Below are 25785 nucleotides of genomic sequence, written 5' to 3'. Positions count from 1 at the left end.
CATGAACGAAACGGAACGATACACACCGGCGCGTCGGGCGGGCACGTCGGGGGACGACGTGCCGGCACGCGCGCTGCCGGCGTACCAGCAGATCAAGCGCTACGTCGTCGAGCGGATCGCGAAGGGCGACTGGAAGCCGGGCGGCGCGATTCCGACCGAGGCCGAGCTGGTCAAGGAGTTCGGCGTCGCACGGATGACGGTGTCGCGCGCGCTGCGCGAGCTGACCACCGAGCGCGTGCTGACGCGCATCCAGGGCGCCGGCACGTTCGTCGAGCGCCGGCATTACGAATCGACGGTGCTGGAGATCCGCAACATCGCGGACGAGATTGCCGAGCGCGGTCATCGGCACAGCGCGCGCGTGTTGCTGCTCGAACGCAGCGTCGAGCCGGAGGCGATCGAGGCGCTGGGGCTTCGCACGGGGCCCGTGTTTCATTCGCGGATCGTGCATTACGAGGAGGACGAGCCGATCCAGTTCGAGGATCGCTACGTGAACCCGGCCTTGTTTCCGGACTACCTGGAGCAGGATTTCACGCTCGAGACGCCGAATCACTACATGGTGCGGCTCGCGCCGATCCAGCGCGCGGAGTTCCGCATCTACGCGGAGAAGCCGAGTGCGCAGGTGCGTCGGCATCTCGTCATGGAGATCGGCGAACCGTGTCTGCTATTGCGGCGCCGCACGTGGGTCGGCGAGCAGGTCGCCACGTCGGTAAGGCTGTGGCATCCGGCATCGCGGTTCCATCTGGCGGGGAAGATGTAGGGTTAACTGGTGCCGGTTGGCCCTGAATACCCGCGGAGAGTGGCGCATAATGTTTTGAGGTCGACCCTTGGCAGGAAGAGAGGGTTTTATGCGCTGCACACTATGCGGGTCCGAGAATCCTCCCGGTGCGAGGTTCTGCCAGGAATGTCAGGCCGTGCTGTCCCGCACGTGCCCGCGATGCGGACATGACGCCGACCCCGCGGCCCGCTTCTGCAGCAATTGCGGAGCGTCGCTCGAGACGACCGCTGCGGCGCCGCCACCTTCACGGCCATCGGCCCCCGAGCTCCCGCCGACTCCCGTTCATTACACGCCGGATCATCTTGCCGAGCGGATCCGTGCCGAACACGCGGCCATGGAAGCGCGCGGCGAGCCCGCCGGCGAGCGCAAGACCGTGACCGCACTGTTTGCCGACATGGCCGGGTCGACCGCGTTGATCCACGATCTCGATCCCGAAGTGGCGCATCGCCTGATCGTGCCCGTGGTCGAGCTGATGATGGAGGCGGTCCATTACTACGAAGGGTATGTAGCGAAATCGCTCGGCGACGGCATCCTCGCGCTGTTCGGCGCACCGATCGCCCACGAAGACCATGCGCAGCGCGCGCTCTTCGCCGCGTTGCGCATGCAGCAGGCGATGCGCCAGCATGGCGATCGCATTCGTCTGCAGGAAGGCATTCCTCTGCAGATTCGCGTCGGCGTTCACACGGGCGAGGTCGTCGTCCGTTCGATCCGCACCGACGATTTGCACACCGAGTACGATCCGCTCGGACATACGATCCACATCGCGTCGCGGATCGAGGGCATCGCGGCGCCGACGTCGATTCTCGTCAGCGAGTCGACCCACAAGCTGGCCGAGGGCTATTTCGAATTCAAGGCGCTGGGCGCGACGCAACTCAAGGGAATTCCCGCGCCGCTGTGCGTCTACGAGGTGCTGGGCCTGGGCGCTTTGCGCACCCGCTTGCAACTGGCGGCGCACCGCGGCCTCGCGCGGTTCGTCGGCCGCGAAACGGAAATGGAGCACCTGAACCGCGCGCTGGACACCATGCGGGCCGGGCACGGGCGCGTGGTCGGCGTGGTGGGGGAAGCCGGCGTCGGCAAGTCGCGCCTGTTCCACGAGTTCAAGGAGCGTTCGCGGCGTGGCGCGCTGGTGCTGGAGACGTTCTCGGTATCGCACGGCAAGGCGTTTCCCAATCTGCCGCTCATCGAACTCCTGAAGAATTATTTCCAGATCACGACCCAGGACGACGAGCGGCGCTGCCGGGAAAAGGTCATCGGCAAGGCGCTCACGCTCGAGCGCAGTTTCGAGGAACTCGTGCCGTACGTTCTCTATCTGCTGGGCATCGGCGAAGGCAGCCCGGTGCTCGCCGAGATGGATCCGCAGATCCGGCGCGAGCGCACCTTCGACGCGATCAGGCAGCTGCTCGTGCGCGAGAGCCGGAATCAACCGCTCCATCTGCTGTTCGAGGATCTGCAATGGCTCGACCGCGAAACGGAAGCCTTCCTCACGTATCTGATCGACCACGTGCCGGACGCACGCATCCTGCTCCTGGTGAACTACCGGCCCGAGTATCGGCCCGCGTGGGCCGGCGCGGCGCATTGGAGCACGCTGCGGCTCGAACCGCTGGGCCCGTCGGATGCGCAGGGATTGCTCGCGGCGCTGCTCGGCGAGGATCGCTCGCTCGTGCCGCTGAAGCAGCTCATTCTGGAGAAGACGGAGGGCAATCCGTTCTTCATGGAGGAAGTGGTCCAGACGCTCGTCGAAGAGAAGTCGCTGCTCGGCGAGGCCGGGCGTTATCGGATCGAGGAGACCCCGGCGACGCTGCACATTCCCACCACCGTGCAGGGCGTGCTGGCTGCGCGGATCGACCGGCTGCCGCTCGACGAAAAGGAACTGCTGCAGGCGCTCGCCGTGATCGGCCACGAGTTTCCGTTCAGCCTGATCCGGCGGATTTGCGGCGAGGCGCCGGCACGGGACGACGAACTGCGGCGTCTGCTCGCGCATCTGGAAGCAGCGGAGTTCATCTACGAGCGTCCCGCCTTCCCCGAAGTCAATTATTCGTTCAAGCACGCGCTGACCCAGGAAGTGGCCGGCCGCTCGTTGCTCACGGAGCGGCGTACCACGCTGCACGAGCGCACCGCGCAGGCGATCGAGATGCTGTTCCCGACGCGCATCGCCGATTACTGCAGCGAGCTTGCGCACCACTACAGCCAGAGCGGCAACATTCCGAAGGCGGTCGAATACCTGCATCGTGCGGCCCAGCAGGCGTTGCGCCATGCCGCCCATCACGATGCCATGAATCACCTCGGCGCGGCGCTGGCGTTGCTGAAGGGCTTGCCCGACACACCCGTGCGCGCGCATTGGGAGCTGACGCTGCTGCTTTCGCTCGGGCCGGTCCTGATGGACGTGCGCGGGTATGGCGCGACGGAGGTGGGCGCAATCTATACGCGCGCGCTCGAGCTGTGCGAGCGGACCGGCGAGGCATCGCCGCGCTTCGCGACGCAGCTGGGATTGCGGATGCATCACGTGGTGCGCGGCGAGTATGCGCTCGCGACCGAGCTGGGCAAGCAGATGCTCGAAACGGCCCGGGACGCGAACGATCCGGGCTTCCTCATCGAGGCACATAGCGCACTGGGGTCGTGCTTCTTTCTGCAGGGCGAATTCGCTGCGGCTCGCACGCACCTCGAACAGGCCCGTGCGATCTACGACCCGGAGCAGCATCAGGCGCACGTGTTCGCGCACGGCGTGGATCCGGGCATCCGGGCGCTCAGCTTCCTCGTGCTGACCCTGTGGATTCAGGGGTATCCCGACCAGGCGCTCGAATGCAGCGTCGAAGCACTGGCGCTCGCGCGGAGCCTTTCTTACGGGCCTTCGCTGGCGTTTAGCCTGACCTACACCGCGCACTTGCACCAACTGCGGCGCGAGCCGCTGCTCGCCGCCGAGCGCGCGGACGCGGTCATCGCCGTATCGACCGAGCACGGGTTGCCGTACTGGCTCGCGTGGGGAACGGTGCTGCGAGGCTGGGCGATGAGCGCGCAGGGAAACCTCGAGGACGGCATCGCGCAGATGCGGCAGGGCCTCGACGCGCAGCGGGCAGCCGGCGGCGAGGACCAGCGTCCTTACTCTCTCGCGTTGCTCGCCGACAGTTACTGGCGCGCGGGCGACAAGCGCTCGGCACTGAGCATGCTCGAAGAGGCCAGGGCGATCGTCGAGCAATCCGGCGAGCATTGCTACGAGGCCGAGGTGTACCGGCTCACCGGAATCTATCTGGCTGACGGCGCGGGCAACGAAGGCGCGGCACCCGAACGCGACGACGAAGCCATCGATTGCCTTCACAAGGCGATCGCGCGAGCGCGCCAGCAGGGTGCCAGGGCGCTGGAATTGCGGGCGGCGTCGGACCTCGCCAGGCTGTTGCAACGACGGGGAAAGACCGTGGAGGCGACGCAAGCGCTGTCCGAGGTGTACGCGTGGTTCACGGAAGGCTTCGACACGAGCGACCTGCGAGAGGCCAAGACGCTGCTGGATGCATTGGGCGCGCGCGCGGGATGAACGGGCCCGGGGCGCACGACGACGCATCGTGTGACCGCGTGCCGCGCGCGCCCCGCCGCTGCTTGAGGAGACGGGCATGACAATCACGCATACAAGACGTCACCGCGATGTCCCGCGCAAACCGGTCGCGCTGGCGTTGCAGGGCGGCGGGATGCACGGCGCCTTCACGTGGGGCGTGCTCGACCGGCTGATCGAAGACGGCAGGCTCGACATCGAGGGCGTCAGCGCCACCAGCGCCGGCGCGATGAACGCCACGGTACTCGCGTACGGGCTGCTGCAGGGCGGCGAGGACGGTGCGCGTCAGGCGCTGCACGATTTCTGGGAGGCGGTCGCGAAATCGGCGGAGCACTACAACCCGCTGCGCTGGGCGCCGTGGTTGAAGGGCACGCACAGCTTCGGGCTCGATCATTCGCCGATTTATGCGTTCGCCGACATGATGCTGCGCATTTTCTCGCCCTATCAGTTCAATCCGAACAACCTGAATCCGCTGCGCGAGGTGCTCGAGCGCCGGGTCGACTTCGACGCGCTGCGCAAGCACTGTCCGATCCGCTTGTACCTGTGCGCCACCAACGTCGAGACCGGGAAGATACGCATCTTCACGGGCGAGGATGTCAGTGCCGACGCGGTGCTTGCATCGGCATGCGTGCCGACCCTGTTCCAGGCGGTGTCGATCGATGGCGAGTACTACTGGGACGGCGGCTACATGGGCAATCCGGCCATCTATCCGCTGATCTACAACTGCGCGACGCGCGACGTCGTGATCGTGCACATCAATCCGCTCGTGCGCCGTGGTGTCCCCGTCACGGCCGCGGAAATTCTCAACCGTATCAGCGAGATCAGTTTCAACTCGTCGCTGATGCGCGAGATGCGCGCCATCGCGTTCGTCACCGACCTGATCCGGGACGGCACGGTCAAGCGCGGCGACATGAAGGAAATGCTGATCCATTCGATTCGCGCGGACGACGCGCTGAGCGCATTGAGCGTATCGAGCAAGTACAACGCGGATTGGGGATTTCTGAGCGAATTGCGGGACCACGGGCGGCGCGAAGCGGACGCATGGCTCGCGCATCATTACGGAAACATCGGGCAGCGGTCGAGCATCGACATTCGCAGGGAATTTTTCTGAGCGCATCGCGCTAATGTCGGCTTGGGGCGATCGTGCGCGGGCGCCCCGCGCCAAGGAGCGAACGTGAACCGGACGCAGGCGCGATTCGTTGCGTTGTGGTCATGCTGCGGCGGCGCACGTGCCGAGGATGTCTATCGCATGCTGTCGCGGTGCTATGCGGAGCCGGCGCGCCATTACCATACGCTGTTGCATGTACGGCGCTGCTTGCGTCATCTCGACCTCGCGCGCGGCGCGATTCCCGAACCGGAGGCCGTCGAGCTCGCGCTGTGGTTCCATGACGTGATCTTCGTCCCCGGCGCGCAGGATAACGAGCAGCGTAGCGCAGACTGGTTCCGGCGCCAGGCGGATGGACGCATCCGCGCGTGCGACCTTGTCTGCGCGATGATTCTCGCGACCACCCATGCGGGCGTTGCCGCCGAACCGGATTCCCGTTTCGTGTGCGACATCGACCTGGCCGTGCTCGGTGCGTCTCGCAGCCGGTTTCGCGAAGACGGGCGGCGCCTGCGGGCCGAGCGCCCGGATCTCGACGACCGCGCTTACGACCGTCTTGAACGTGCCATCCTGCGCGGGCTGCTCGAACGCCCGCGCATCTATCTGACCGACTTCTTCTACACGCGCTGCGAGGCGCGTGCGCGCGGGAACCTGAGCTGGCGGCTGGGTTTGCCGGTTCCGGCGTGACGGCGGGCATTATCGATGAAGCTGCGCAGCCGGGGCGGCATATTCAGAACAATTCAGGATGCCGCCATGACATTCAGGCCAGCCTCCACTAGTCTGTTTCGAACCGCCACACGGGCAGCACGCCTGTCGGCAAGCTCAAGGAGAACTCGATGATTGCACTGAAGTTGCGACAGGTATTGCTGACGACGGCCGTATTCGGCGCATTGCTGGCGAACGCGCCGGCCCACGCCGATACGACGCGTCTGGTCGAATCCGCATCCGGGCGTGTACCGGCCGTCACGGTCGGCCCGCAATACGATACGACGCACGTCTGCGTCGCGCCGGAAGATTTCGACCGCTTTACCGACAGCTTCGTCGCGACGTTCGGCGGCAAGAAGTCGAAGCAGGGCGTGTTCCAGGTCACGCCGACGCCGAGCCAGACGATGTCGCAGCTCGTGCTCACGCCGGTCGGCACGGTGTCGGTGTTCGGCTTCAAGACGCCGATTCCGTACCCGTTCTGCGAGGAGCGCACCGGCTATCTCGTCACCGACATGGACGTCGCGGTGAAGTCGGCGCGCGCGCACGGCGCGGACGTGATCGTCGACACGTTCCCGGACCCGATCGGCCGCGATGCGATCATCCGCTGGCCGGGCGGCGTGAACATGCAACTGTACTGGCATACCGAAGCGCCGCACTACGATGCGCTGCAGACGGTGCCGGAAAACCGCGTGTACGTGTCGCCGGAAAGCGCGAACAAGCTGGTGCGCGATTTCGTCGCGTTCTCGCGCGGCAAGGTCGTGTCGGACGTGCGCCACGCGCCGGGCGTCGAGATCGGCCGGCCGAACGATACGTTCCGCCGGATCCGCATCGAATCGGGCTTCGGCAAGATGACCGTGCTCGCGACGGATGGCCGTCTGCCTTACCCGTTCGGCCGCGAGATGACGGGCTACGAAGTGACCGATCTCGCCGCCACGCTGAAGCAGGCGCAGGCGGCCGGTGTGACCGTGCTCGTGCCGACCTTTGCGTCGGACGGCCGCGACGCGGCGCTCGTGCAGTTCCCCGGCGGCTATGTCGCCGAGATCCACGCGCGGTCGAAGTAATGGGACATCGGTCGACGCAACGTGCGTGGCGGGGCGTCCTGCCGACCGCCATGCTGGCGGCGGGCGCCGCGACGTACGCCGGTACGGCGGCCGGTGCCGACGCATCGTCGGCCGCGGCCACGGACCCGGCCCCCGCCGCGGCCGTGGCCGCCGGCACGTCGTGCACCGCGAAGCGGCCCACGGTGCTGTTCAACCGCTGGCAGGAAGACTGGTCGGTGCTCGCGAATCCGTGCGTGCCGCGCAAGCCGCTCGACGCGTTGAAGTACATCCCGCTCGGCGGCGATCCGTCGACCTACCTGTCGCTCGGCGCGAACCTGCGCGAGCGCTTCGAGCTGAACAATGCGCCGCTGTTCGGGCTGGGCGCCGCGCATGACGACAATTACGTGATCCAGCGTGCGAACGTGCACGCGGATCTGCGCTATGCCGGGCATTTCCAGGCGTTCGTCCAGTTCGTCGATTCCCGGCCGTTCGGCAAGGATACGGTCGGGGTGGTCGATCGCGATCAGCTCGACATCGAACAGGCGTTCGTCGCGTATGTCGATCAGCTGGGCGGCGGCACTTTCAAGACGCGCATCGGCCGGCAGGAAATGGCATTCGACTTGCAGCGATTCGTGTCGGTGCGCGACGGTCCCAACGTGCGTCAGGCGTTCGACGCGCTGTGGGCCAATTACGAAATCGGCAAATGGCGGCTGATCGGCTATGTGACGCGCCCGGTGCAATACCGCAACGACGCGGTGTTCGACGACGTCTCGAACCGGCACCTGAGATTCGACGGCGTGCGCGTCGAGCGCAGCGGCACCGGTCCCGGCGATCTGTCCGCGTACTGGTCGCGCTATACCCGCGACAATGCGCGCTATCTCGCCGGCGCCGGCACCGAACGACGCGACGTGTTCGACATGCGCTACGCGGGCAAATCGGGGCAATTCGACTGGGACGCCGAGGCGATGCTCCAGACGGGGCACATCGGACCGGACACGATCGGCGCGTGGGCATTCGGCACGCTCGCAGGCTACACGTTCGCGAAAACGGCCGGCACGCCGCGCATCGGCATCCAGGTCGACGGCGCATCGGGCGACAGGCATCCCGGCGACGGGCGCATGGGCACCTTCAACCCGCTGTTCCCGAACGGCTATTACTTCACGCTTGCCGGCTACACCGGCTACAGCAACCTGCTTCACGTGAAGCCGTCGCTGACGTTCAAGCCGGCCGGCAACGTGACGGTCATGACCGCGGTCGGCTTCCAGTGGCGCGCGACGACGGCCGACGCGATCTACGGGCAAGGGATGTCGGCGGTGCCCGGCACCGCCGGCAAGGGCAGTGCGTGGACCGGCATGTATGCGCAGGCCCGCGTGGACTGGCTCGTCAATGCAAACGTGGCGCTTGCCGTCGAAGCCGTGCACTTCCAGGTCGCCGATTCGATTCGTGCGCTCGGCGCGCGCAATGCCGACTATGTCGGCATGGAGGCGAAGTTCGGCTGGTAACACCGCATGCCGTGCGATTCAGCACGGCGTGCGAGCCTGCGCCTCGACAAAATCGATGAACGCGGTGACGCGCTTCGAGCCCCGCTGATTCGGCAGGTAGAGCGCGGTGACGATCGAGCGTGCCGCGTCGGGCACGACGTCGTACTGTTCGAACAGCCTGCGCAGGCGGCCCGCCCGGACGTCGGCATCGACCAGCCAGTCGGGCAGCAGCGCGATGCCGCCGCCATCGAGCGCGGCGGCGCGCAATACTTCGCTGTGGTTCGATTTCAGTCGCCCGGTGACGAGCACCTTCGTCGCGCCGTGCGCATCGACGAACGACCACGCCTGCTGATCGCCACCGAAGTGAAAGCGCAGGCAGCCATGATCGACCAGCTCACCCGGCGTCGATGGCGTGCCGTGCGCGTCGAGATAGTCGGGGCTCGCCACGACATACCGCCGGAACGTGCCGAGCTGCCGTGCGACGACTTCCGCGGACGGCGCCGCTTCGCCGAGCCGGATCGCGACGTCGATCCGGCTGGTGACGAGATCGACGCGTGCGTCGGTGAGTTGCAGATCGAGATCGAGCCTGGGATAGCGCGCGAGGAATGCGCCGACCTGCGGTGCGATGCGGTGCATGCCGTATGCGACCGGCACGGACACCCGCAGCGGCCCGGACGGTTCGTCGCCGCGATCGGCGACGAGTGCATCGGCTTCCGCGAGCGCCTCGAGCAGCTGCTTCGCCCGCGCATAGTAGACGGCGCCCGCATCGGACAACGTGACCTGTCGCGTGGTGCGGTTCAGCAGCACGGTGCCGAGCGATGCCTCGAGCGCGTCCACCGCGCGCACCACCGACGAAGCGGCGAGATCGAGGCGGCGCCCTGCGCTGGAGAAGCCGCCGGCTTCCGCTACTTCAACGAACGCGCGCAGCGCGGAGAATTTGTCCATGTCGTCGTCGGGGTGCGTGTCGCTGTCGCGACGATGCGTTGCATGCCGTTCGCATTCTATCGCCGGCCGGTGGCCGTGGATCGCATCGCATCCCGCGTTCAGAACGATTCATGCGTCGCTCAGGATTATTCCCGGTCCTGACGGTTAAGCTCGGTGTCACGGCATATCGTCGATACGCAAACCCGGGATCGCACTTGAAGAAGAACCTGAACTGGTGTACACGCGCGGCACGCGCGGGCCGCATGCTGCTCGTCGTGGGGTGTCTCGGCATCGTCGCGTCGGCGGCATTCGCGGACGAGCCGGGCGGCGGGCGCCAGCCGCCCGGATTCTATCGGCAGCAGCTCGGCAGCCTGCGGATCGTCGCGTTGTCGGATGGTACGCATCCGTTTCCGATCGATACGGTGTTTCGCGACGTGTCGAAGGAGGCCATCCGGCGCGATCTCGATCGCGAATTTCTCGAGCCGCCGGTTCAAGGGTCGATCAACGCGTTCCTGATCGACACCGGGTCGAAGCGGATCCTCGTCGACACCGGCGCCGGCGCGCTCTACGGCGACTGCTGCGGCAAGCTGCTCACCAATCTGCGCGCGGCCGGCTATGAGGCCGGGCAGATCGACGAAGTGCTGCTCACGCATCTGCACAAGGATCATGTCGGCGGTCTGGTTTCGAACGGCAGGATGACCTTTCCGAATGCGACCGTCCGCGTGAACGAGATCGACGCGAAATACTGGCTCGATCCGGACGGCAAGGCGCAGGCGCCGGCGTTCCTCGCGTCGTTTTTCGATGCGGCGGCCGCGTCGGTCGCGCCTTACGTCGCGGCCGGGCGCTTCAGTACGTTTCGCGGCGAAGCGACGCTCGCGCCCGGCATTCGCGCGGTGCCGATGCCGGGCCACACGCCGGGCCATACGGCCTATCTGATCGAGAGCGGCAACGCGGGGCTGCTCGCGTGGGGCGACATCGTCCACGTCGCGGCGATCCAGTTGCAGGACACCGCCGCCACCGTCCAGTACGACACCGATGCCGATGCGGCTCGCCGCACGCGGCGCGACACGCTCGCGCGCGTGGCGGGCAAGCGGTATCTGGTCGGTGCCGCGCACATCGCGTTTCCCGGGCTCGGGCATTTGCGGAAAGACGGCGAGCGGTACGACTGGGTGCCGGTCAACTACGACGAGACGCCGCTGAAATAGCGCCTGTTCACGTCAATAACGCAGGTTCCGCCGTGGGAAAAAATCGTCGCGCCGGGGGGGTGCCCGTGACCGGCGTGAACGGGCCCTCGACACAGGCGGCTCAGCGCGCCATGCCGCGCCGCCATGCGCCCGGCGGATGGCCGACGATGCGGGCGAACAGGCGGTTCAGATGGCTCTGGTCCGAGAAGCCGCAGGCGGCCGCGATTTCCGCGAGCGTCATGTCGGTCGTCTCGATCAGTTGGCGCGCGCGGACCACGCGCTGTTCGAGCAGCCATTGATGCGGCGTGCGTCCGGTCGCGCGCGAGAACGCGCGGATGAAATAGCCGCGCGACAGATCGCATTCGTTGGCGACTTCCTCGATCGACACGCCGAGGTCCGCCTTCTCCATCAGAAGCTCCTTGGCGAGCGCAACCTTCACCGGCGACAGGGTGCCCTTGCGCTCCAGGTCGCGCGCGCGCGCATGGCCGTAACGGCAGGCCAGATGCGTGCCGATCGCGAGCCCCATCTGCTCGACGAACAACGCGTTCAGCGCGCCGGACCCGTCGAGGCTGTCGGCGACGGCTTGCGCGAGGTGGCCCAGCACCGCGTCCTGCACGTCGGGCGCGCAACTCAGGCCGCCGATTTCCAGACCGTCGTGCTCACGGCCGAGGTCGCCCAGATAGCGATGCGACAGCTCGACGAGGACGAAATCGAACTTGCCGTAGAGGTCGGCGCGGAAATTTCGCGAAAAGTCGCGAATGTAGATGGAGTTGTGCTGAAACCGCCGCTCGGATTTGCCGGACCCGCGGTAGATCGTCCGCCGGTGGCCGGCATTCAACGATACGCCGATCAGGAAGCCGCGATCGCTGGCCGCCATCTCGATGCGCTCGAACTGTTCGTCGCGCATGCATTTGCGATGGAGCGTCAGGCCGCCCGCGGACCTTTCAATATCCTTGGACAGCAGGTTCGCGATGCAGCCGAGCGTGTCTTTGGGTGGTGCCGCGGCGGGCGCGACGAGGGCATCTGGCATGGCGGAGAATCCTTCGGAGTCGGACGACGGGCGAGCATCGTTGCGTCCGGTACATACAGCGAGCCCGATAGGCCGAGGATAACTTGAACAAATGTCCGCTGCTTGACGAAATGCTTGCTGTGGACCGTTTCGCGCGGTGCCGGGGCCTGACCAGCATGCGAACCCGCTGGGGCGAATGATATCGCCGGATCTGCATTCCCGCCGGGCGGCGGCCGCCGGCGCGGCGCGTCAGCGCATTTTCCTTCAAGATTTTTACGAAATCCGCGTATACACTCGGCCCACATTTTCGAGACTTTGAACCCGCCCTGAACGGCAGGCCGGGTGCGGACTCCCGCCCCCGTGACCTGCTCCGTTCACATGGCGGTCATCGTGGGGAACCTGGAGGCGGCCATGATCCAGATCGGGGCTTTATCGGTGGATTTCGAGCAGCGCGACATTCGCCGTCACGGCGCTGCGCTGCGGATTGGCGCGCGCGCGCTCGACATACTTGAAGTACTGCATCGCGCCAACGGTTCCGTCGTGTCGAAGGACGACATCATGGATGCCGTCTGGCCCGGCCTGATCGTCGAGGAGAACCGGCTGCAGGTTCATGTCGCGGCGTTGCGCAAGGCGCTCGGCGCGAGCCGCGACCTGATCAAGACCGTCCCGGGCCGCGGGTACCTGCTGGTCGCGAATCCGCCGCTCCTGCACGCGGTGGCGCCGCATCCGGCTGCCACGGCGCCGGGCGCCGAAGCGGTCCATCAGGCCCCGCTCGTCGGACGCCGCGCCGAGCTCGAGCAGATCGTCGACATGATCGACCGTGCGCCGGTCGTCACGCTCGTCGGCGCGGGCGGCATCGGCAAGACGAGTCTGGCCGACCACGTCGCGCACACGTGGCGCAGCCGGGACGGCGAACGCGTGCTGTTCGTCGAACTGGCGCGAGCCACGACGCGCGACGACGTGCTGCTCGCGATTGCCGAGGAACTGGGGCTCGACATGCATGGCGTGCCGGCCGTCGACCGGATCGGCGACGCATTCGCCGTGTCGCGCAGCCTGCTCGTGCTCGACAACGCGGAGCACGTCGTCGATCTGGTCGCCGACCTCGTCGAGTCGCTGGCGGCGCGCGTCGTGCCGCTGCGGGTGCTCGTGACGAGTCGCGAGCCGCTTCATATCTCGGTCGAAACCGTGTTTCGCGTGAGTCCGCTGGCGGTGCCCGACGGCGCCGCAACGGTCGACGAGATCGTGCGTCATTCGGCGGTCGAGCTGTTTCTGGCGCGGGTTCGCGCGGCCACGCCCGAGTGCGTGATCGACGCGGCGGGTGTCCGGCTGATCGGCGATATCTGCCGGCGGCTCGACGGGCTTCCGCTCGCGATCGAACTGGCTGCCGCGCGCGTCGCGACGCTCGGGCTCGAGGTCGTCGCGTCGCGTCTCGACGACCGGCTGAACCTGCTCACGGGCGGCCTGCGCTCAGCGTTGCCGCGCCATCAGACGCTGCGCGCGACGTTCGACTGGAGCTATGTGCTGCTGGATGCGGCCGCGCGTGCGCTGTTTCGCCGGATGGCGTGCTTCGTCGGCCCGTTCACGTTCGATGCGGCCCGCGAAGTCGCGATGGATCCCGGCATGTCGCCCGCCGAAATGATCGCGGTGCTCGGCGAGCTGGTCGCGAAGTCGCTGGTGACCGTCGAATTCAACGGCGCGCAGGCGCGCTACCGATTGACCGAATCGACGCGCGCGTATGCGCTGGAGAAACTGCATAACGAGGGCGAGTTCGAACGCATCGCCGAGCGTCATGCGCGCCATGAACACGCGCAGGCCCAGCCCCGGATGCCGGCTCACGTGCAAGCCGCGCGCGAACCCGCGGCTCCCGAGCCGCCTGTCGCGGAAGCCGACGCGCTGGCGCTCGCATTGCGGGAGCCTGCGCGCATGCGTGACTGTTCGAGCCCGGCGAAGCGCATGCTCGATGCCATCGAGGCCGGCGCGCTCGGTGCCGTCGACGCGTCGAGCGAGATGCGGCTGCGCGCGGCCTATGCGTCGGCGCTGCTGTATACGGACGGCGATACGCAGACGGCCGCCGCGATGTGGGAGCGCACGCTCGGCCTCGCCGGGCGGGTCGGCGACGACGCATTCGATGCCAGCGCGATGGTCGGGCTCTGGAACGCGATGCTGTCGCGCGGCGACATTCACGAATCGCTGCGCTACGCGATGCGCTTCGAGCGGGCCGCCGAGCGGCGCGGCGACCGGCCGCAACGGCTGCTGGCGAACGCGATGGTCGCGACTTCGCTGCATTATTTCGGCGAGCATGCGCTGGCGCGCGAGCGGCTGGAGGCGGCCACGGCCGAATTGGCCGTGGCCGGCGAACCGCCTTGCGCGGCAGCGGCGCTCGGCATCGACGTCGCGACGCTCGGCCGCACGGTGCTGGCGCGGCTCGTCTGGATGCAGGGCGATGTGGACCATGCGATGCGGCTCGCCGCGCAGGCGGTCGAATTCGCGCGCCGCGGCGGGTCGGCGCTGGCATTGTGCGTCGTGCTCGGCGCGGCGGCCGTGCCGATCGCGTTGCGCCACGGCGATCACGACATCATCTCCGACTATCTCGCGACGCTGCGCTCGGCCGCCGAGGCGAACGGGTTCGATATCTGGCTCAGCCATGCGGAATGTCTCGCGGGACAGTTCGACATGCAGGCCGGCCATCCGGGCGCTGGCCTGGCGCGGCTCGAACCCGCGCTGCGACGCATCGAGGCGAGCGGCTTCCGGCGCCTGCTCGCGCCGCTGGTGGTCGCGTATGCGGAAGGGCTCACGCGCACGGGCCGCGCGGCCGAGGCCCGCGTGAAGCTCGACGCGACGCTCGCGTGCTGCCGGGCGCAAGGCGAGCACCTGTTCGTGCCCGAGCTGCTGCGTGCCAAAGGTCTGGCGATGCTCGAACAGGCCCGCACCGCCGACGCGGAGCGCGCTATCGCCTGCGAAGCGGACGGGCACCGGCATCTGCTGATGGCGATCCACGCGGCGAACGGGCAAGGCGCGGCGATGTGGGCGCTGCGCGGCACGCTCGATCTCGCCGATCATCTGATCGAGCGCGGGCGTATCGGGCAGGCGTCGTCGCTGGTCGCGAACCTGTCGGGGCATTTCGACCCGCAATCGTGCGCGGTCGACGTGCGGCGCCTCGCGCGGGTGCAGAGCTTCATCCGCTCGGAGACGGTGCGGCCGAGCGGTCATGCGCACATCCGTCACGAGACCCTGGATGCGATGCAATCGGCGGCGTGATGGCGCGCGTGGCCCGCTCAGGACGCACCCGCGCAACGCGGCCGGCCGTCCGGTCGATCAATATTCAACGGAGGGTGGATGGTGCTTGTAACGTCAAACCGCCGGCATGCCGCGTGCGGCCGGTTGCCGGCCTGCGGCGCAAGCGGGGAGGCTGACGGTGCTTAAGGCGACGCAATCCGCGCAATCGGCGGATCTCATCGTATTCAACGGCAAGATCGCGACGCAGGACGACAGGCAGTCGTTCGTGACCGCGCTCGCGGTGAAGGACGGCCGGATTCTCGCGGCCGGCAGCGCACCCGAGGTCATGCGCCATGCGCGGAGCGACACGCTTCACATCGACCTGAACGGCCGCACCGTGATCCCGGGGCTGAACGACTCGCACCTGCACGTGATCCGCGGCGGCCTGAATTTCAACCTCGAACTGCGCTGGGACGGCGTGTCGACGCTGGCCGAGGCGCTGCGCATGCTGCGTCGCCAGGTGCTGCGCACGCCCGCGCCGCAGTGGGTGCGCGTCGTCGGCGGCTGGACCGAATTCCAGTTCGCCGAAAAGCGCGGGCCGACGGTGGCCGAACTCAACGCGATCGCGCCCGACACGCCGGTGTTCGTGATGCACCTGGGCGACAGCGCGCTGCTGAACGCGGCCGCGCTGCGCGCGATCGGCTATGGCCGCGACACGTGCGATCCGCCCGGTGGCGAGATCCAGCGCGATCGCGCCGGCCGGCCGACCGGCATGCTGCTCGCGCGCCCGGACGTGGCCGTGCTGCATGCGGCGCTGGAGAAGGGCCCCAGGCTCGGCTTCGACGACCAGATGAATTCGATGCGGCACTTCATGCGCGAGCTGAACCGCCTCGGCGTGACCAGCGCGATCGACGCCGGCGGCGATTTTCAGGCCTATCCGGACGATTACGCCGCGCTCATGGCGCTCGCGAAGCGCGGCGAAATGACGGTGCGCATCGCGTACAGCCTGTTCGTGCAGCGTGCGGGGCGCGAAATCGACGACTGCGCGCGATGGATGACGCTGGCGAAGCCCGGCGACGGCGACGCGTTCCTGCGGCTGAACGGCGTCGGCGAACTGCTGGTGTATTCCGCGGCCGATTTCGGCAATTTCCTCGAACCGCGCCCGGACCTGCCCGACGAGCTCGAGGCGGAACTGACCGCGGTCGTGCGGCTGCTGGTCAGCCAGCGCTGGCCGTTCAGGCTGCACGCGACGTACGACGAATCGATCGGCCGCTTCCTGAACGTGCTCGAAGCCGTGAATCGGGATGTCCCGTTCGACGGCCTGCGCTGGTTCTTCGATCATTGCGAGACGATTTCGGATGCGAACATCGCGCGCATCGCGGCGCTCGGCGGTGGCGTGACGGTGCAGCACCGGATGGCGTTCCAGGGCGAGTACTTCATTGCGCGCTACGGCGCGCAAGCCGCCACGCGCACGCCGCCGATCCGCGCGATGCTGGCGGCCGGGCTGCCGGTCGGTGCCGGCTCCGACGCGACGCGCATCGCGAGCTACAACCCGTTCGTGTCGCTGTACTGGATGGTGTCCGGGCGGACGGTCGGCGGCACCGTGCTCTATCCGGAGGGCAATCGGCTCAGCCGGATGGAGGCGCTGCGCCGCTATACGGTCGGCAGCGCGTGGTTCTCGAACGAAGACGATCGCAAGGGCGCGCTGTTGCCCGGCCGGTACGCGGATTTCGCGGTGCTGACGGACGACTACTTCACGATCGACGAGTCGCACATCAAGCACCTGTCGTCGGTCCTGACGATCGTCGACGGCAAGGTCGTGCACGCGGACGACGAATTCGCGCCGCTGGCGCCGCCGCCGCTGCCGGTGAGCCCCGCGTGGTCGCCCGTGGCCGAGTTCGGCGGCATGGGCCGGTGGCGCCCGGTCGCGTCGGCGCAGCCGCGAGCCGCGGCCGACGGCGGCCGCGATGCCGGTTTCGCGCGCGAATATGGACGTCGTTTCGCGCGGCGCCTCGATGCGGCCGCGACGGAACTCGCCGAGCCGTGCAGCGCGTTCGGTTGCCTCGGCGCTGCTTTTTAGGCGACGGGTATCGGCGCGCGTGGCGCGAAGAACAAGCAATTTTTCGGCCCCGGCACGGGGAAGAAGGAGACGACATGAATTCTGCGCACACGTGCGCATCGGCGAATGACGAAGTCGCCGGCGTTCGCATTCCGCGCACGCCGATCGCGATCGAGGCCGCCGAAGCCGCGCGCGCGTCGCTGCCGCGCGTGATCACCGACCACGCTTGCCGGGTATTCGTTCTCGCGTCGCTCGCCGCGCGCCGCGCCGGCGACACGTGCGATGCCGATGCGCTGTACGTGGCCGCCCTGTATGCGAACATGGGCCTGAGCGCCGCGTATTGCCGCTCGAGCGCGCGCTACGAGCTCGACAGCGCCGATGCCGCGCACGCGTTCCTGTCGCGGCACCGCACGCCGCAGCCCATCTGCGACGACGTATGGCGCGCCATCGCGCTGCATACGACGCCCGGCGTGGCCGCCCGCATGTCGCCGCTGGCGCGCGCGTTGTCGGGCGCGGTATCGACGGACCTGATGGCCACCGCCGCCGACGCGTATTCGGCCGACGAGCGCCGTGCGCTGCTCGCCGCTTATCCGCGCGGCGACGGGTTCGGCGACGCGTTCCTCGACGCGGTCGCCCGCGGGGTCGCGCACCGGCCGGCATCGACGTTCGGCACCTGGAGCGCCGACGTGCTCGAGCGGGCCGATCCGGATTTTCACCGGCCGAATTTCTGCGGGCGCGTGCTGGGTGCGCATTGGAAGGACGTCTGAAGGAACCTTTTCAAAGCGACGGGCCGCGCGGCCCGCCGCTCATGGCGTCGCCGTGCGACGCGGCTCAGGCGATTGGCGCCGCCGCGTCGTGCCGCGCATAGTCGACGTATCCCGCACGCTCGCCGCCGTACCAGCCGATCGACTTCGGCACGGCGAGCGGCGCATGCGTGGCGATGCGTTCGACGAGATCCGGGTTCGCGATGTAGGCCCGCGCGAACGCGACGAGATCGGCGTCGCCCGCATCGATCAGCGCATTCGCGGCGTCCGGCGTGATGCCGCCGTTGACGATCAGCGTGCCGCCGAAGGCCTTGCGCGTGTGCTCGATGATGCGCGGCAGGTCGGGCTCGCCGCTCCAGCCGTTGGTATCGGCCGCGTGCAGGTAGGCGACGCCCGCTTCGTCGAGCATGCGGCCGACGTACGCGTACGTTGCATCCGGCTCCGCGTCCCGCACGTTGTTGTATTGCGCGTACGGCGAGATGCGCACGCCCACGCGGCTGAGCGGCATCACGCCGCCGACCGCGGCGACGATCTCCTCGAGAAAGCGCGCGCGGTTCGCGACCGAGCCGCCGTAGCGGTCGTCGCGGCGGTTCAGCGTCGACGACAGGAACTGGTGCGGCAGGTAGCCGTTGGCCGCGTGGATCTCGACGCCGTCGAAGCCGGCCGCCATCGCGCGGGCGGCCGCGCGGCCGAAGTCGTCGACCGTCGCGGCGACTTCGGCCGTCGTCATCGCGCGCGACGGCGTCGCGTGAATCTTCGTGTAATAGCCGTTCTGCAACCGGGCCCACACCTGCAATTGCTCGAGATCGTCGTTGACGCCGGACGGCGACAGCGGCGCGTCGCCGCCGAGCAGCGTCAGCGAGCTGACGCGGCCGCCGTGCCACAGCTGCGCGAAGATGCGGCCGCCATTCGCATGGACCGCGTCCGTGACCTGCTTCCAGCCGGCCGCCTGTTCGTCGGTGACGAGCCCGGGCGTCAGTTCGAACGCCGCGGACGTGTGGCTGACGTTGGTCGCCTCGGTGACGATCAGGCCGGCGGACGCGCGCTGCGCGTAATACTCGGCCATGAGCGCGGTCGGCTGGCCGCGCGATGGTGCGCGCGAGCGCGTCATCGGCCCCATCACGACTCGGTTGGGCAGCGGCAGGCCGCGCAGATCATAGGTGCTGAGCAGGGAAGACATGGTGGATTCCTTGTGCGTGGAGCAGGGGCGCCGCACATCGCACCGCCGCAAGCGGCGAAACGGCGGCCCCGGTGGAAAGTCGGAATGACATGCCGGCGGCGTTCCGGCGCGCGCACGTGCCATGCGGCATGCGTGCGCTCGACCGGCGGCCGGCGCCGGTTCAGGTGCGTGCGTGGCGTTGCGCGTACGGCCGGCCGATCGCGAGGTAGTGCGCGAGCGCGACGATCGGGAAGGCGCCGGCGACCGCGGCGACGAGCGGCCAGCCGCCGTGTTCGTACAGCGGGCTCGCGAGCGCGGAGCCGATGGCGCCGCCGACGAAGATGCTGGTCATGTACAGCGCGTTCAGACGGTTGCGGCTCGTCGCATCCAGCGCGTAGATCTCGCGCTGGCCGAGCACCATGTTCATCTGCACCGCGAAATCGAGCACGATGCCCGTGACGACGAGGCCGTACAGGCCCACGCCGTGAAGCAGCGCGACCGCATACGACAGTGCGCCGGCGACCAGCGCGATCAGCGTCGCCCGCACGGTATGGCCGGCGTCCGCCAAGCGGCCGGCGACCGGCGCCGACGTCGCACCGATCGCGCCGACGAGCGCGAACAGGCCGATGGCGGATTGCGACAACCCGTAGTGACGCGTCAGCTCGACCGGCACGGCGGTCCAGAACAGGCTGAACGACGCGAACATCAGGCCCTGGTAGAACGCGCGATGGCGCAGCACCGGCATCGTGCGCACCAGATGCAGCAGCGAGCCGATCAGGTCGAAATAGGTTGCGCGATGATCGGGCTGGCGCGACGGAATCGTCAGCACGAGCACGACCGTCACGAGCGTCATCACCCCCGCGGCCGCGGCGAACACGAAGCGCCAGCCGAACGCGTCGGCCACCACGCTCGACAGCGGGCGCGCGAGCAGGATGCCGAGCAGCAGCCCGCTCATGATCGTGCCGACTACCCGGCCGCGCGAATGATCCGGCGCGAGGTGCGCGGCGAGCGGAACCAGGATCTGGACGGCGACCGAGCTGAAGCCGATCAGCAGCGAAATCGCGAGGAACAGGCCGGGCGTCCGCGTGACCGCGGCCGCGGCGAGGCTCGCGATCGAGATCACGGCCGTGACGATCATCAGCTTGCGGTTCTCGAGCAGGTCGCCGAGCGGCACGATGAAGAACAGGCCGAGCGCATAGCCGATCTGCGTCAGCGACACGATGAGGCTCGCCATCCCGCCGGACATATGCAGCCCCGGCGCGATCAGCTCGGTGATCGGTTGCGCGTAGTACAGGTTCGCGACGATCGCGCCGCAACTGAACGCGAACAGCAGGATGAGGCCCTGCGTGAGCCTGGGCGTCTGCCCGTGGGCCGCGAGGGCGGGGGATTCCGTTGACATGGTCGACTCCTTGAACGAGATGTCGGACGCCCGTTTGCCGGGCGGCGCATTGCAATTTCGCAAGCGGCGAGCCATGCACGCCGCATTGCCGTCAAGACTATTGATCGAGCGATGACAACGGAATACGTCCGTCGCGCAATCGAGCATTGCGTGCCGCGCAAAGGCGCGCAACGCTCGCGGTGTCAGGGGCGTGAAAACGGTTGGGACGCGAGCGTCCGTGCAGGACTGCCGGTGGCGGCGTTCAGCCGCGCTGGCCCTGCAGCGTCGGAATCTGCGCGAACAGGCTTGTGAGCCAGTCGACGAAGATCTTGAGCTTGACGGGCGTATGCCGATTGGGCGGATACAGGATCGAGATCGGCCGCGGCGGCGCGTTGAAATCGGTCAGCACCTCGCGCAGCCGTCCCGATTTCAGATACGGTTCGACCAGGTACAGCGAGGTCTTGATCAGGCCGATGCCCGCGACGCCGCACTCGATGTAGGTATCGGCGTCGTTCACCGCGACCGTGCCGCACATCTGCACGATCCGCGTTTCGCCGTCGACGACGTAGTCCCACGGCCGCGGGCGGCCCGTATCGGCCGAGATGTGGCTGATCGCGACGTGCTGCGCGAGTTCGTCGACCGTTTCGGGCGCGCCGCATCGGTCGAGATACGCGGGGGCAGCGCACGTGCAGGTGGTCAGGCTGCCGATCCGCCTGGCGATCATCCCCGAGTCGTCGAGCGCGCCGATGCGCACCACGCAATCGACGCCCTCGCCGACGAGGTCGATCTGGCGATCGGTCACGCCGAGTTCGATCGAGATGTTCGGATGGGCGGCGAGAAACCCGGGCAGCGCGGGCACCATGATCTGCTTGGCCATCGCGGGCGGCAGGTTCACCTTCAGGCGGCCGCGCGGCACGTTGCGCGCCTGCGATACCGCCGCTTCCATGTCGTCGATTTCGCGCAGCACGCCGACGCAGCGCTCGTAGTACGCCTGCCCGTCCTCGGTCAGCGAGATGCGGCGCGTCGTGCGGTTCAGCAGCCGGCAGCCGAGGTGCTGTTCGAGCGTGCTCAGCAGCGCGGACACGCGCGGTGTCGTCAGCCCGGTCGTGTCCGACGCGCGCGTGAAACTGCCCGTTTCGACGATGCGCGTAAACACGCGCATCGAAAGCAAGGTATCCATCGTTCAATCTCCAGCCTGTCGGTTGTCGGCGCCGGTTCGTGCCGGCGCGATCGGTTGTGTCGTGACGCTATGCGTCGATGCGTTTCCTCAGCCCGTCGCCGGCAAACGGCATTTCGCGCGGGCGCTGGCCGGTTGCGTCGAAAATCGCGTTGGCGAGCGCACCGGCGGTCGGTCCCATCGACGCCTCGGCCGCGCCGAGAAACGGTGCGCCAGGGCGATTGATCAGATGGACCTTCACGCTTTGCGGCGCCGCCGAGAAGCGCAGGATCGGATAGCTGCTCCAGTCGAAGCTGCGGATGCGCTGCGTATCGTATTTCAATGCCTCGTACAGCGTCCAGCTCGCGGCCTGCACGATACCGCCTTCGATCTGGTTGCGGATGCCGTCCGGCGAGACGACCTGCCCGGCGTCGACGGCGACTTCAGCGTGCTCGAGCGTGACCTGGCCCGTCTCCGGCACCACCGAAATCTCGATCGCCATCGCGACGTAAGCCATCAGGTTCTTGTATTTGCCGAACGCGAAGCCGACGCCGCGGTTGCGCGCGCGTGGCGGACGCGGCCAGCCGAACTTGGTCGCGGCGAGCTTGATCACCTGCTGCGCGCGGTGATCCTGCATGTGACGCAGCCGGAATTCGACTGCATCGACGCCGGCGGCGTGCGCGAGCTCGTCCATGAAGCTTTCGATCGACCAGATGTTCGTGTGCGCGCCGAGCGAGCGCATCGCGGACGTCTGCAGCGGCATCGTCGGCGAGAAGTTGTTGACGATGTGCATGTTCGGCAGCGCGTACAGCGGGATCGCGTTGCGATCCCCGCCGCCTTCGGGCTGCAGCATCGGCGTCGACGGCGCGGGGACGAACGGCGGCTCGAGCATCCGCGCGGGCAGCAGCCGGCCGGCATTGACGATGCGCTCGTTGTGCGAGCTGCTCCACAGCGCGTACTTCCAGTCGACGATGCGGCCGCCTGCGTCGAGCGACGCGCTGAGCTCGGTGACCATCGCCGGCGTGAAGTGATCCCACGTATGTTCCTGTTCGCGCATCCACTGGACGCGAATCGGCTTGCCGGGCATCGCGGCGGCGATCAGCGCCGCATGCGCGGCCGCGTCGTCCGCGCCGTTGTGCCCGTAGCAGCCCGAGCCCTCGGTGTGGATGCAGCGGACGTTCGCCTTCGGCATCGACAGCATCTCGGCCAGCGCGTCGCGCAGCGGATACACGCCCTGCGAGTGGGTCCATACGGTCAGCATGCCGTTCTCGAGACGCGCGACCGAGCAGGACGGCCCGATCGAGCCGTGCAGCAGGTAGTTCTTCAGGAACGTGGCGCTCAGCGTCTTCACTGCGGGGGCGGCTGGCGCATGCGTATTGGCGATCTCGATGTGCTGCGTCGAGATCCGCTTCAGGTCTTCATGAACCGTATTGCGATCGGGCAGCGCCCGACCGGGCGACCAGCGGCATGCGGCGGCCAGCGCGCGCTGCGCGACGACGGCCTGCCATTCCCCCTGCGCGACGACGGCAAGCATGCTGCCGTTGCGCACGATCCGGACGACGCCCGGCATCTTCAGGATCGCCGCTTCGTCGAACGACAGCAGTTTCGCGTCGTACACCGGCGGCATCACGACGCGTGCATGCAGCATGCCGGGCAGTTCCATGTCCTGCACGTAGCTCGCGCCACCCGTGACCTTGTTCGGAATATCGACGCGCGGCAGCGACGTGCCGATCACGGCGAACGTCGCCGGCGGCTTCAGCGGCGAGGTCGGCGTCGCGTTGCGATGCAGGTCGACGGTGCGAACCGCGTCGCCATAGCGCATGGTGCGGCCGTCCGGCGCCTTGATGAGCGCATCGGCGACCGTGAGCGTGCGCGGATCGACGCCGAACTGCTTCGCCGCGCCGTCGACCAGCAGCGCGCGCACCTGCGCGGCGGCGTTCAGCAGCGCGGAGCCGCTGTCCGCCATCGTGTGGCTGCCGGCGGTAAGCCCCTCGTCCGGCGACGCGCCGGTGTCGGCGGTCAGGAACGTGATCAGCGAGGGCTTCATGTTCAGCTCCTCGGCCGCCACCTGCAGCAACGCGGTGCGCACGCCGGTGCCGAGCTCGACCTTGCCGGTAAACACGGTGACCTTGCCGTCGGGCGTGATCTTGATCCACGCATCCAGCAGCGGGTTGGTCTTGAGGCTGCCGGCCAGCGTTTCGGTGGCGTGCGATACATGCACGGCCGCGCCTTCGTCGGCGATCACGACCTCGGCGGCGGCGCGTGCGGCCGGCGCCAGGCTGAACGCGACGAAGAGCGCGCCGGAAACCATGAAGTGCCGGCGGCCTTCGTCGATGTCGTCGGGTGCGTTCATCAGAGCCCTTTGCTGATCATGACCGGCGCGCCGGCCGGTTCCGGGTCCGGCAGGCCCGCGACCTGGCGCACGGCCGCCAGGATCCGCAGGTGGGTGCCGCAACGGCACAGGTTCGGTTCCATGTGGGTGCGCAGTTCGCGTTCGGTCGGTTTCGGGTTGCGTTCGAGCAGCGCCTGCGCGCGCATGATCATCCCGGCGATGCAATAGCCGCACTGCGCCGCCTGATGATCGATGAACGCTTGCTGGAGCTTGCCCGGCCGCTCGGCGGTGCCGAGGCTTTCGATGGTCCTGACGCTGCGCGCGCCGATCGCGGCGACCGGGATCAGGCACGAGAACATCGGCTTGTCGTCGACGATCACGGTGCACGCGCCGCATTGTCCGAGGCCGCAACCGAACTTCGCGCCGTGCAGGTGCAAGTCGTTGCGCAGCGCATAGAGCAGCGGCGTGGACGGGTCGATGTCGAGCGTATGCCGCGCGCCATTCACGGTGAGGGTGATCATCGCGTGCGGTCCTCCTTTCTGAGTTGCGCGGCCAGGGATTCGACGTCGCTCCACGCGGGGCGATCGGAGTACGTTTCGCGAATGTACGCGGCGAGATCCGCGATTTGCCGGTCGTCGTACTGGTCGAGGTAGGACGGCATGTAGTTCAGCGTGTCCTCGCCATGCCAGCCGATACCGTTGAACATCATCTGGATCGCGTTGCGAGGCGTATCGGCGGCCACCGCCGTGCTGAACGCGAGCGTCGGCCGCTCGCCGATCGATTGCATCGGCGCCGCCGGCCCGTGGCACTGCGCGCACGACGCCTGGAACAGCACCGCACCGCGTTGGCCGGCGGGCGTCGTCGGGTTGCGTCCGGCGCCGGCCGTCTCAGGCCGTGCGCCGGCAGGCTTCTGGATCGACAGGATGTACGCGGCGATCGCCTCGACGTCTTCCGCGGGCACGGTCGCGAGATCGCGCGTGACGGGCAGCATCGGGCCGGCGGCCGCGCCATGCTCGCTCGCGCGGCCGGTGCGCAGATACGCGACCAGTTGGGCCTGCGTCCACGGGCGTGCCGCGTTGCCGAGCGTGTTGAGCGGCGGCGCTTCCCACCCGTCGACGATGCCGCCGTCGAATGCCTTGCCCGCTTTCTCGCCGCCGATCGCATTCAGCGGCGAATGGCAGGACGCGCAGTGGCCGAGGCCGTCGACCAGTGCCTTGCCGCGATTCCACTGCGCGGATTGCGCAGGGTCCGGCGTGCTTGCGCCTTCGTGCAGGAACAGCACGTTCCAGAACGCGACGAGCGGGCGGAAGTTGAGCGGGAAGATCAGGTCGTTCTTCGGCGTGCTTGCTTGCACCGGCTCGCGGGTCATCAGATACGCGTAGGCGGCCGTGATCTCGTCGTCGGACATCCGCGTGAAGTGGATGTACGGAAAAGCAGGGTAGAGCGGATGCCCGTCCCGGGCGATGCCGCTGCGCAGCGCGCGCGAGAACGCGTCGCGCGACCAGCGGCCGATGCCGGTATCGGCATCCGGCGTGATGTTGGTCGCGTAGATCGTGCCGAACGGCGTCGCGAGCGGCAGCCCGCCGGCGAACGGCTTGCCGTCCTTCGCCGTATGGCAGACGACGCAATCGCCGAGTGCGACCACGCGCGCGCCGGCCCGGACGAGTTGCGGATCGAACGATGCGCGTGCGGGCGGCTCGATCGGCGCGATCGACGGCCGGACCATGATGCCGACGGCGATCGCGAGGCCCGCGATCGCGACGCCGGTCGCACCGAGCCAGAGACGTTTGTGCTTCATGCGTGCTCCACGCGAATCGGCCGGTCGTACCCGATTCGATGCGCGAGACAAAATGCGCCGAAAATCATTCGTCACTCCAGGAAGGGCGCCGACGCGCGGGCAAGTGCCCGCACGTCGGCTCGTGAAACCAGTCTACGTGTGCGCGCTCGCCAATTCCTGAAG

General features: G+C 68.0%; 18 protein-coding genes. 10 read left to right on the top strand and 8 right to left on the bottom strand.

What is annotated here, in order from left to right; translation table 11 throughout:
• Position 1 precedes the first annotated feature (1 nt).
• The 6 genes from hutC to FFI87_RS33595 all read left to right on the top strand — a co-directional run bounded on the left by hutC (position 2) and on the right by FFI87_RS33595 (position 8665).
• Complete coding sequence (gene hutC, locus FFI87_RS33620) at positions 2–757, top strand: histidine utilization repressor (protein ID WP_012372003.1); 756 nt, start codon at positions 2–4, stop codon at positions 755–757.
• Positions 758–845: 88 nt separating this feature from the next.
• Positions 846–4301 carry an adenylate/guanylate cyclase domain-containing protein gene (locus FFI87_RS33615; protein WP_138850661.1) on the top strand — a complete coding sequence of 1152 codons (3456 nt, stop codon included), beginning with the start codon at positions 846–848 and terminating at the stop codon, positions 4299–4301.
• A gap of 76 nt (positions 4302–4377) precedes the next feature.
• The gene (locus FFI87_RS33610) at positions 4378–5427 is read left to right on the top strand and encodes a patatin-like phospholipase family protein (RefSeq protein WP_012372001.1); all 1050 of its coding nucleotides are present in this window, start codon (positions 4378–4380) and stop codon (positions 5425–5427) included.
• Positions 5428–5565: 138 nt separating this feature from the next.
• Entirely contained in the window at positions 5566–6105 is a 540-nt protein-coding gene (locus FFI87_RS33605) for a hypothetical protein (RefSeq protein ID WP_012372000.1), read from the top strand.
• Positions 6106–6254: 149 nt separating this feature from the next.
• Entirely contained in the window at positions 6255–7184 is a 930-nt protein-coding gene (locus tag FFI87_RS33600; RefSeq protein ID WP_138850660.1) for a VOC family protein, read from the top strand.
• Entirely contained in the window at positions 7184–8665 is a 1482-nt protein-coding gene (locus FFI87_RS33595; RefSeq protein ID WP_138850659.1) for an alginate export family protein, read from the top strand. The genes FFI87_RS33600 and FFI87_RS33595 overlap by 1 nt, the downstream gene beginning before the upstream one ends.
• 18 nt (positions 8666–8683) lie before the next feature.
• On the opposite strand, the gene FFI87_RS33590 is transcribed toward FFI87_RS33595, so the two are convergent.
• Entirely contained in the window at positions 8684–9589 is a 906-nt protein-coding gene (locus tag FFI87_RS33590; protein ID WP_012371997.1) for a LysR family transcriptional regulator, read from the bottom strand.
• A 242-nt stretch (positions 9590–9831) separates the two neighbouring features.
• On the opposite strand from FFI87_RS33590, the gene FFI87_RS33585 reads away from it, so the two are divergent.
• Positions 9832–10773, top strand: coding sequence for an MBL fold metallo-hydrolase (locus FFI87_RS33585; protein WP_012371996.1), 942 nt, complete (start codon positions 9832–9834; stop codon positions 10771–10773).
• 100 nt (positions 10774–10873) lie between these two features.
• Here the strand turns inward: FFI87_RS33585 and FFI87_RS33580 are convergent, their stop codons facing one another.
• Entirely contained in the window at positions 10874–11782 is a 909-nt protein-coding gene (locus FFI87_RS33580) for a helix-turn-helix domain-containing protein (protein WP_012371995.1), read from the bottom strand.
• A gap of 390 nt (positions 11783–12172) precedes the next feature.
• Between FFI87_RS33580 and FFI87_RS33575 the strand changes: the two genes are divergently transcribed.
• From FFI87_RS33575 to FFI87_RS33565, 3 genes are all read left to right on the top strand, one after another.
• Positions 12173–15019: an ATP-binding protein gene (locus FFI87_RS33575; protein WP_138850658.1), complete on the top strand. Its 2847-nt coding sequence runs from the start codon at positions 12173–12175 to the stop codon at positions 15017–15019.
• 157 nt (positions 15020–15176) lie between these two features.
• Positions 15177–17057: an amidohydrolase gene (locus FFI87_RS33570; protein ID WP_138850657.1), complete on the top strand. Its 1881-nt coding sequence runs from the start codon at positions 15177–15179 to the stop codon at positions 17055–17057.
• Positions 17058–17131: 74 nt separating this feature from the next.
• Positions 17132–17803, top strand: coding sequence for a phosphohydrolase (locus tag FFI87_RS33565; RefSeq protein ID WP_138850656.1), 672 nt, complete (start codon positions 17132–17134; stop codon positions 17801–17803).
• 64 nt (positions 17804–17867) lie between these two features.
• Here the strand turns inward: FFI87_RS33565 and FFI87_RS33560 are convergent, their stop codons facing one another.
• From FFI87_RS33560 to FFI87_RS33535, 6 genes are all read right to left on the bottom strand, one after another.
• A complete protein-coding gene (locus FFI87_RS33560) occupies positions 17868–18980 on the bottom strand; it encodes an alkene reductase (RefSeq protein ID WP_138850655.1) in 1113 nt (370 codons plus the stop codon).
• Between the two features lie 160 nt (positions 18981–19140).
• The gene (locus tag FFI87_RS33555) at positions 19141–20358 is read right to left on the bottom strand and encodes an MFS transporter (RefSeq protein ID WP_138850654.1); all 1218 of its coding nucleotides are present in this window, start codon (positions 20356–20358) and stop codon (positions 19141–19143) included.
• Between the two features lie 241 nt (positions 20359–20599).
• Complete coding sequence (locus FFI87_RS33550; RefSeq protein ID WP_138850653.1) at positions 20600–21517, bottom strand: LysR family transcriptional regulator; 918 nt, start codon at positions 21515–21517, stop codon at positions 20600–20602.
• Positions 21518–21584: 67 nt separating this feature from the next.
• Positions 21585–23846 (bottom strand): xanthine dehydrogenase family protein molybdopterin-binding subunit, encoded by a 2262-nt coding sequence (locus tag FFI87_RS33545; protein WP_138850652.1) that lies wholly within the window; start codon positions 23844–23846, stop codon positions 21585–21587.
• Entirely contained in the window at positions 23846–24346 is a 501-nt protein-coding gene (locus FFI87_RS33540) for a (2Fe-2S)-binding protein (RefSeq protein WP_006760329.1), read from the bottom strand. The genes FFI87_RS33545 and FFI87_RS33540 overlap by 1 nt, the downstream gene beginning before the upstream one ends.
• On the bottom strand, positions 24343–25623 hold the full coding sequence (locus FFI87_RS33535; RefSeq protein ID WP_138850651.1) for a cytochrome c: 1281 nt from the start codon (positions 25621–25623) through the stop codon (positions 24343–24345). Before FFI87_RS33535 ends, FFI87_RS33540 begins: the two co-directional genes overlap by 4 nt.
• Positions 25624–25785: the final 162 nt, after the last annotated feature.

This window comes from Burkholderia sp. KBS0801 (assembly GCF_005937855.2).
GTDB lineage: Bacteria > Pseudomonadota > Gammaproteobacteria > Burkholderiales > Burkholderiaceae > Burkholderia > Burkholderia ambifaria.
This window is presented reverse-complemented; position numbering and strand designations above follow the sequence as displayed.